Source organism: Xenophilus sp. (assembly GCF_044462705.1).
In the GTDB taxonomy this organism is placed as follows: domain Bacteria; phylum Pseudomonadota; class Gammaproteobacteria; order Burkholderiales; family Burkholderiaceae_C; genus Xenophilus; species Xenophilus azovorans.
Map to the genome: position 1 here is coordinate 10,496 of NZ_JBIQNC010000102.1, position 7,239 is coordinate 17,734.

Below are 7,239 nucleotides of genomic sequence, written 5' to 3' on the forward strand. Positions count from 1 at the left end.
GTCGAGCTCGCGGTGCCGCTTGAGCGCCGCCCAGCGGTCGCCGAAGGCGCGCGCCAGCTGCTCGACCAAGAACACCGAGCGGTGCTGCCCGCCGGTGCAGCCGATGGCCACCGTGACGTAGCTGCGGTGGTCCTGCGCCAGGGCGTCCAGCCAGCGCGCCAGGAACTGCTCGATGTCCGCATACATGCGCGCCACCTCGTCGTGGCCGCGCAGCCAGTCGATGACCGGCTGGTCGCGCCCCGTCAGCGGACGCAGCGCCGGCACGTAGTGCGGGTTGGGCAGCATGCGCACGTCGAACACGTAGTCCGCGTCCAGCGGCAGCCCGCGCTTGAAGGCGAAGGACTGGAACACCAGCGTCATCTGCCGGCGCGGGGCGCCGATCAGCGCCTTGATGTAGGTGCGCAGTTGCGCCGGCCGGATCAGGCTGGTGTCGATCACGTCGGCGCCGTCGCGCAGGTCGGCCAGCAGCTCGCGCTCCAGCTCGATCGCCTGCACCAAGGCGCGCTCCTGCTCGGGCACGTCGACGCGGCCGTCCTGGCGCGACAGGGGATGGCGGCGGCGCGTCTCGGAATAGCGCCGCACCAGGGCGTCGGTGGTCGCGTCGAGGAAGAGCGAGCGCATCCGGATGCCCTCGCGGCGCAGCGCCTCCAGCTGCAGCGGCAGCTGCGGCAGCGAGACGCCGCTGCGCACGTCGATCGCCACCGCCACGTGCGTCGCCTGCCGTTCGCGCTGCAGGGCGACGAAGGACTCCAGCAGTTCCGGCGGCAGGTTGTCGACGCAGTAGTAGCCGGCATCCTCCAGCGCCGCCAGCGCCACCGACTTGCCGGAGCCCGACATGCCGGTGATGAGGAAGAGGTCCAGCCCGTCGGGCGGGGCCTGCGTGGTCCCGGGCACGCTCATGAGGCAGCCTTCGCGCGGCGCGGCGCGGGAGCAGCGGGCTTGCCGAGCATCTCGCGCGCGTGCGCCAGTGAGGTAGCCGACACCTGCTCGCCGCCCAGCATGCGCGCGATCTCCTGCATGCGGCCCTCGCCGTCCAGCGGCTGCACGGTGCTTTCGGTGCGGCCCTGCGCCACCCGCTTGGCGACCCGCAGGTGGTGGTCGGCGCAGGCGGCCACCTGCGGCAGGTGGGTGACGGCCAGCACCTGCCGGTCGCGGCCGAGCTGCTGCATCAGCCGCCCGACGGTCTCGGCCACGGCGCCGCCGACGCCGGCATCCACCTCGTCGAAGATCAGCGTCTGCGCCTCGCCCAGCCGGCTGGTGGTCACGGCGATGGCCAGCGCGATGCGCGACAGCTCGCCGCCCGAGGCCACCTTGCCGATCGGCCGCGGCGTGCTGCCCGGGTGGCCTGCCACCAGGAAGCTCACCTCTTCCAGCCCGGCGCGGCCCGGCTGCGCCAGGGGAGCCAGGGCGACCTCGAAGCGCCCACCCTGCATGCCCAGGCCCTGCATGGCCTGCGTGACGGCTTGCGACAGCTTCGGCGCAGCCTTCTGGCGGGCGCGCCCGACCGCGCGCGCGGCCTCCAGGTACGCCTTGTGCGCCGCCTGCTCGGCGCCTTCGAGGGCCGCCAGGTCGGCCTGGGCGTCGAGCGCCTGCAACTGCGTGCGCCAGTCGGCCAGCAGCGCGGGCAGCTCCGCCGGCGGCCGGCGCCAGCGGCGCGCCAGCGACAGCCACTGGCCCATGCGCTCGTCCAGTTCCGCCAGGCGTTCCGGGTCCAGGTCGGTGCGGCGGCGCCAGGCGTGCAGCGTGTGCGCGGCGTCGGCCGCCTGGGCGATGGCCGAGGCCAGTTCCTCGCCGATGGCCTGGAAGGCGGGCTCGATGTGCTCGCTGGCCTGCAGCAGCGACTGCGCGCGCGCCAGCGCCTGCAGCGCGCCGCCGTCGTCGTCCTCCAGCGCCGCGGCCGCGCCCTCGGCGGCGTCCAGCAGCGCCCGTGCGTTCGACAGGCGGGTGTGCTGGGCGGACAGTTCCTCCCATTCGTCCTCGCCCGGCGCCAGCTTGTCGAGCTCGCCGATCTGCCACTGCAGGCGCTCGCGTTCGCGCAGCAGCGTGTCCTGCGCCTGGCGCGCCGTCTCCAGGGCGCCCGCGGCCTGGCGCCAGGCCGCCCAGGCGGCGCCCAGCGGTGCGGCGTCGATGCCGGCATAGGCGTCCAGCAGCCCGCGTACCGCATCGGCGCGCGTCAGGCTCTGCCAAGCGTGCTGGCCGTGGATGTCGAGCAGGTGGTCGCCCAGCTCGCGCAGCTGCGCGGCGGTGGCCGGGCTGCCGTTGATCCAGCCGCGGCTGCGGCCCTGCGTGTCGACGGTGCGCCGCAGCAGCAGCGATTCGCCCGGCGCGAAGCCGCCTTCGTCCAGCCAGGCGGCCAGTGCGGGCACCGGGTCGAACTCGGCGCTCACGTCCAGCCGCTCGGCGCCCTCGCGCACGGCCCCGGCATCGGCGCGGCTGCCCAGCGCGAGCTGCAGCGCGTCGATGAGGATGGACTTGCCGGCGCCCGTCTCGCCCGTCAGCACGCTGAAGCCGGCGGCGAGGTCCAGCTCCAGCGCCCGGACGATGACGAAGTCGCGCAGTGCGATGCGTCGCAGCGCCATGTCATGAACCTCCTGCGTTCCAGTACAGCTTCTTGCGCAGCGTGTCGAAATAGCTCCAGCCGCGCGGGTGCAGGAAGCGCACCCGGTAGTCCGAGCGCCTCACCACCACCTTGTCGCCGTGCATCAGCGTGGCGAGCGACTGCATGTCGAAATTGGCGCTGGCGTCGCGCCCGCCGACCACCTCGATGGTGATCTCCTGCGCATCGGGCAGCAGGATCGGCCGGTTCGACAGCGTGTGCGGCGCGATCGGCACCAGCACCCAGCCCGGGATCGCCGGATGCAGCAGCGGCCCGCCGGCGGACAGGGCATAGGCGGTCGAGCCGGTCGGCGTGGCGATGATCAGCCCGTCCGCGCGCTGATTGGCCACGAAGTTGGGCCCGACCGACACGCGCAACTCCACCATGCCCGAAGTGGCGCCGCGGTTGACCACCACGTCGTTCATGGCCAGCGCGTCGAACACCACCGCGCCCTCGCGCACCACCTGCGCGTGCATCAGGCTGCGGTGGTCCTCCTCGTACTCGCCGGCCAGGATCGAGCTCAGCGCGCCCTGGTAGCCGTCCAGCGGGATGTCGGTGATGAAGCCCAGGCGCCCGTGGTTGATGCCCACCAGCGGCAGGCCCGAGGGCGCCAAGCGCCGGCCGATGCCGAGCATGGTGCCGTCGCCGCCGACCACCAGGCCGAGGTCGCAGCGCTGGCCGATGTCCTCCACGGCCAGCACAGGGTACGGGCCGGTGTCCAGGGGCTGTCCGTCGGGGCCGCTCTCGGCGCTGCCGCGCTCCAGCACCACCGAGCAGCCCTGCTCCTCCAGGAAGGCGGCGATGCCCTGCATCACGCTGTCGGGCGCGCGGGCCGCCTGCGCCTGGTACTTTCCGATCAGGGCGACGTGGCGAAAGCGGGTACTCATGGGATACAAATTACATCATTAAACACGTCACTAGAATTTCAGGATGCTGGACGAACGGGCCAAGCTGCTGCTCAAGACCCTGATCGAGCGATACATCGCCGACGGCACCCCCGTGGGCTCGCGCACCCTGTCGCGGGCGCCGGGCCTGGAACTGTCGCCGGCGACCATCCGCAACGTCATGGCCGACCTGGAGGAACTGGGGCTGATCGTCAGCCCGCACACCTCGGCAGGGCGCATCCCGACGGCACGAGGCTACCGCCTCTTCGTCGACACCATGTTGACGGCGCAGCGCCCGCACATGGCGGCGCCCAGCCTGCCGGCCGACCAGCCGCAGAAGGTGATCGCCAACGCGGCGCAACTGCTGTCGAACCTCTCGCAGTTCGTCGGCGTGGTGATGGCACCGCGGCGCACCTCGGCCTTCCGCCACATCGAGTTCCTCCGGCTGTCGGACCGCCGGCTGCTGGTGATCATCGTCTCGCCCGACGGCGACGTGCAGAACCGCGTGCTCTTCACCGACCGTGACTATTCGCAGTCGGAGCTGATCGAGGCGGCCAACTACCTGAACGCGCACTACAGCGGCCTGTCGATCGAGCAGGTGCGCGACCGTCTCAAGTCCGAGATGGACACCCTGCGCGGCGAGATCGCCTCGCTGATGCAGGCGGCGGTGCAGGCCAGTTCGGAGGCGATCTCCCAGGCACAGGAGGAAGTGGTGATCGCGGGCGAGCGCAACCTCCTGTCGGTCAGCGACTTCTCCACCGACATGAACCAGCTGCGCCGCGCCTTCGAGCTGTTCGAGCAGAAGGCCCAGCTGCTGCGGCTGCTCGACGTGTCGAGCAAGGCCGAGGGCGTGCGCATCTTCATCGGCGGCGAGAGCCAGGTCGTGCCGGTGGAGGAACTGTCGGTGGTCAGCGCGAACTACGAGGTCGACGGCCAGGTGGTCGGCACGCTCGGCGTCATCGGGCCGACGCGCATGCCCTACGAGCGCATGATCCAGATCGTCGACATCACCGCGCGCCTGGTGAGCAACGCGCTGAGCCACCACGCGTCCGGGCCGAAGTGACGCCGGGAAGGGACGGCGGCCCGCCTAGAATCCGGCGGCGCGGGGCCGTTAGCTCAGTTGGTCAGAGCAGGGGACTCATAATCCCTTGGTCGCTGGTTCGAGCCCAGCACGGCCTACCAGATAACCCGTGCTATACTTTCGCTTCTGCGCGGCTGTAGCTCAGATGGATAGAGTACTTGGCTACGAACCAAGGGGTCGTGGGTTCGATTCCTGCCAGCCGCGCCACCTTTTGATCAAGCCCGCAACCGATGAGGTTGCGGGCTTGTTTTCTTCGGCAGTCACCGACATGAGCAAGGCGTTCACCCGTGAAAGCGATGGCGATGCCATCGAGGATGACGGCGAGGCCGATGCGCTGCCGGCGCTGCCCGCGGGCGGCAAGAACTACATCACGCCGGGCGGCTATGCGCGCTTGCGGGCCGAACTTCTGGACCTGATGGACAACGAGCGGCCCAAGGTGGTGGAGGCCGTGCACTGGGCCGCCAAGAACGGCGACCGCTCCGAGAATGGCGACTACCTCTACGGTAAGAAGCGGCTGCGCGAGATCGACCGGCGCATCCGCTTCCTGACCAAGCGGCTGGAGGTCGCCGAGGTCACCGATCCCGCCGTCCACCACGGTGGCGAGCAGGTCTTCTTCGGTGCGACGGTGCGCTATGCGGACGAGGCCGGCGAGGAGCGCGAGGTCACGATCCTGGGCATCGACGAGGCGGACAGTGCGCGACAGCAGGTGAGCTGGATCTCTCCCGTGGCGCGAGCGCTGCTGAAGGCGCGTGTAGGCGACGTCGTGCGCCTGGTCACTCCGGCAGGTGGCCAGGACATCGAGGTGCTGGAAGTCCGCTACCCGGCGCCGGGCTGAAGCGCCCGGTCAGGCCGCGGGGACGATCCGCGCCGCCGTCAGCACCGAGGGCGTGCGGCGCGCCGCGCGCAGCACGGCGTCGAGATGGGGGCGGTCGCGCACGGCGACCACGAAGCGCAGGTCGGTCGAGTCCTGGCCGGGCTCCTCGTTCATCTCGACGTGGGTGATATCCGCCTCCGCGTTGGCCAGCGTGGCTGCCACCCGGGCGAGCACGCCCTTGTCGTTGCGCGCGGTGATGACGATGCCGGTCTCGAAGGTGCGCACGGGCTCGTCGGCCCATTCGACGGCGAAGAAGCGCTCGCTGTCCTTGTGGCGCAGGCGCTGGCCCACGCCGCAGGCCTCGGTGTGGACGACCAGCCCCTCGCCGTGGCCCAGGTAGCCCACGATCGGGTCGCCGGGGATCGGCCGGCAGCACTGGGCGAAGCGCACCGACGAGTTCTCGCTGCCGTCCAGCGTCACCGCGCCCTGGGAGACGCTCTCGTGCGCGGTGAAGCGCTCGCGGCTGAGCAGCAGCGCGTCGGGCTTGAAGCCGCGTTCGGCCAGCAGCGCGGCCAGCCGCTTGGCCACCAGGCTGGCGACGCGCTTGCCCAGGCCGATGTCGGTCATGAGTTCGGCGCGGTTGCGGCTGCCGGTGAAGCGCAGCAGCTTCTCCCAGGTCGGCTGGTTGTCGGCGTCGTCGTCGGGCAGCTTGCCCACGCCCTCGGCCCGCAGCGCCTGGCTCAGCAGCTTCTCGCCCAGCCGCTCGGACTCAGCCTGCGCCAGCGTCTTGAGGTAGTGGCGGATCTTCGAGCGGGCGCGGCCCGTGCGCACGAAGCCCAGCCAGGCCGGGTTGGGCGTGGAGACGGGCGCGGTGATGACCTCCACCACGTCGCCGTTCTTCAGCTCGGTGCGCAGCGGCACCTGCTCGCCGTTGATGCGCGCGGCGGAGGTGTGGTCGCCGATGTTGGTGTGAATGGCGTAGGCGAAGTCCACCACCGTCGCGCCTCGGGGCAGCGCCATGATCTCGCTGCGGGGCGTGAAGACGTAGACCGCGTCGGGGAACAGGTCCACCTTGACGTGGTCCCAGAACTCGGTGGCGTCGCGCGTCTCGTCCTGGATGTCCAGCAGCGACTGCAGCCACTTGGCGCTCAGGCGGTCGCCGCTGCTCGCGCCGCCCGCCGCGTCCGACGCCTTGTACAGCCAGTGCGCGGCGACGCCGGACTCGGCCACCAGGTGCATCGCCTCCGTGCGCAGCTGGAACTCGACGCTGATGCCGGAGGGGCCGACCAGCGTCGTGTGCAGCGACTGGTAGCCGTTGAGCTTGGCGATGGCGATGTGGTCCTTGAACTTGCCGGGCAGCGGCTTGTACAGCTGGTGCAGCACGCCCAGGCCCGTGTAGCAGGCGATCACGTTGGGCACGATGATGCGGAAGCCGTAGATGTCGGTGACCTGCGCGAAGCTCAGGTTCTTCTCGTCCATCTTGCGGTAGATGGAGTAGAGCGTCTTCTCGCGCCCGGCCATGCGCACCGCGATGCCGGCGGCGGCGAAGGCGGCCTCCACGTCGCGCTGCACCTTCTGGATCAGGTCGCGCCGCCGGCTGCGGGCCTTGGCCACCGCCTTGGCCAGGATGGCGTAGCGCCAGGGCCGCAGGTGCCGGAACGAGAGGTCCTGCAGCTCGCGGTAGGTCTGGTTCAGGCCGAGGCGGTAGGCGATGGGCGCGTAGATCTCCAGCGTCTCGCTGGAGATGCGGGCCCATTTCTCGCGCGGCGCGTCGTCCAGCGTGCGCATGTTGTGCGTGCGGTCGGCCAGCTTGATCAGGATGACGCGCACGTCGCGCGCCATCGCCAGCAGCATCTTGCGGAAG

At 70.9% G+C, this 7,239-nt stretch carries 6 protein-coding genes and 2 tRNA genes; 4 read left to right on the top strand and 4 right to left on the bottom strand.

The features are described from left to right. The 3 genes from rapZ to ACIY1X_RS15635 all read right to left on the bottom strand — a co-directional run. Positions 1-900: RNase adapter RapZ (gene rapZ / locus ACIY1X_RS15625; protein ID WP_399682059.1), on the bottom strand; the 900-nt coding region annotated here is incomplete at its 3' end. Next, positions 897-2,579: a DNA repair protein RecN gene (gene recN / locus ACIY1X_RS15630; RefSeq protein WP_399682061.1), complete on the bottom strand. Its 1,683-nt coding sequence runs from the start codon at positions 2,577-2,579 to the stop codon at positions 897-899. The genes rapZ and recN, both read right to left, overlap by 4 nt. 1 nt (position 2,580) lies before the next feature. Further along, a complete protein-coding gene (locus ACIY1X_RS15635; protein WP_038206704.1) occupies positions 2,581-3,483 on the bottom strand; it encodes an NAD kinase in 903 nt (300 codons plus the stop codon). 43 nt (positions 3,484-3,526) lie between these two features. On the opposite strand from ACIY1X_RS15635, the gene hrcA reads away from it, so the two are divergent. The 4 genes from hrcA (at position 3,527) to greB (ending at position 5,396) form a co-directional block, all read left to right on the top strand. After that, positions 3,527-4,543: a heat-inducible transcriptional repressor HrcA gene (gene hrcA / locus ACIY1X_RS15640; RefSeq protein WP_399682065.1), complete on the top strand. Its 1,017-nt coding sequence runs from the start codon at positions 3,527-3,529 to the stop codon at positions 4,541-4,543. 42 nt (positions 4,544-4,585) lie between these two features. Next, positions 4,586-4,662: transfer RNA gene (locus ACIY1X_RS15645), tRNA-Ile, on the top strand. 29 nt (positions 4,663-4,691) lie between these two features. Continuing rightward, positions 4,692-4,768 (top strand) — tRNA-Arg (locus tag ACIY1X_RS15650). A 61-nt stretch (positions 4,769-4,829) separates the two neighbouring features. Next, the gene (gene greB, locus ACIY1X_RS15655) at positions 4,830-5,396 is read left to right on the top strand and encodes a transcription elongation factor GreB (protein WP_038206997.1); all 567 of its coding nucleotides are present in this window, start codon (positions 4,830-4,832) and stop codon (positions 5,394-5,396) included. Positions 5,397-5,405: 9 nt separating this feature from the next. On the opposite strand, the gene ACIY1X_RS15660 is transcribed toward greB, so the two are convergent. Next, positions 5,406-7,239, bottom strand: a 1,834-nt coding sequence (locus ACIY1X_RS15660; protein WP_399682068.1) for a RelA/SpoT family protein, incomplete at its 5' end; no start/stop codon positions are given.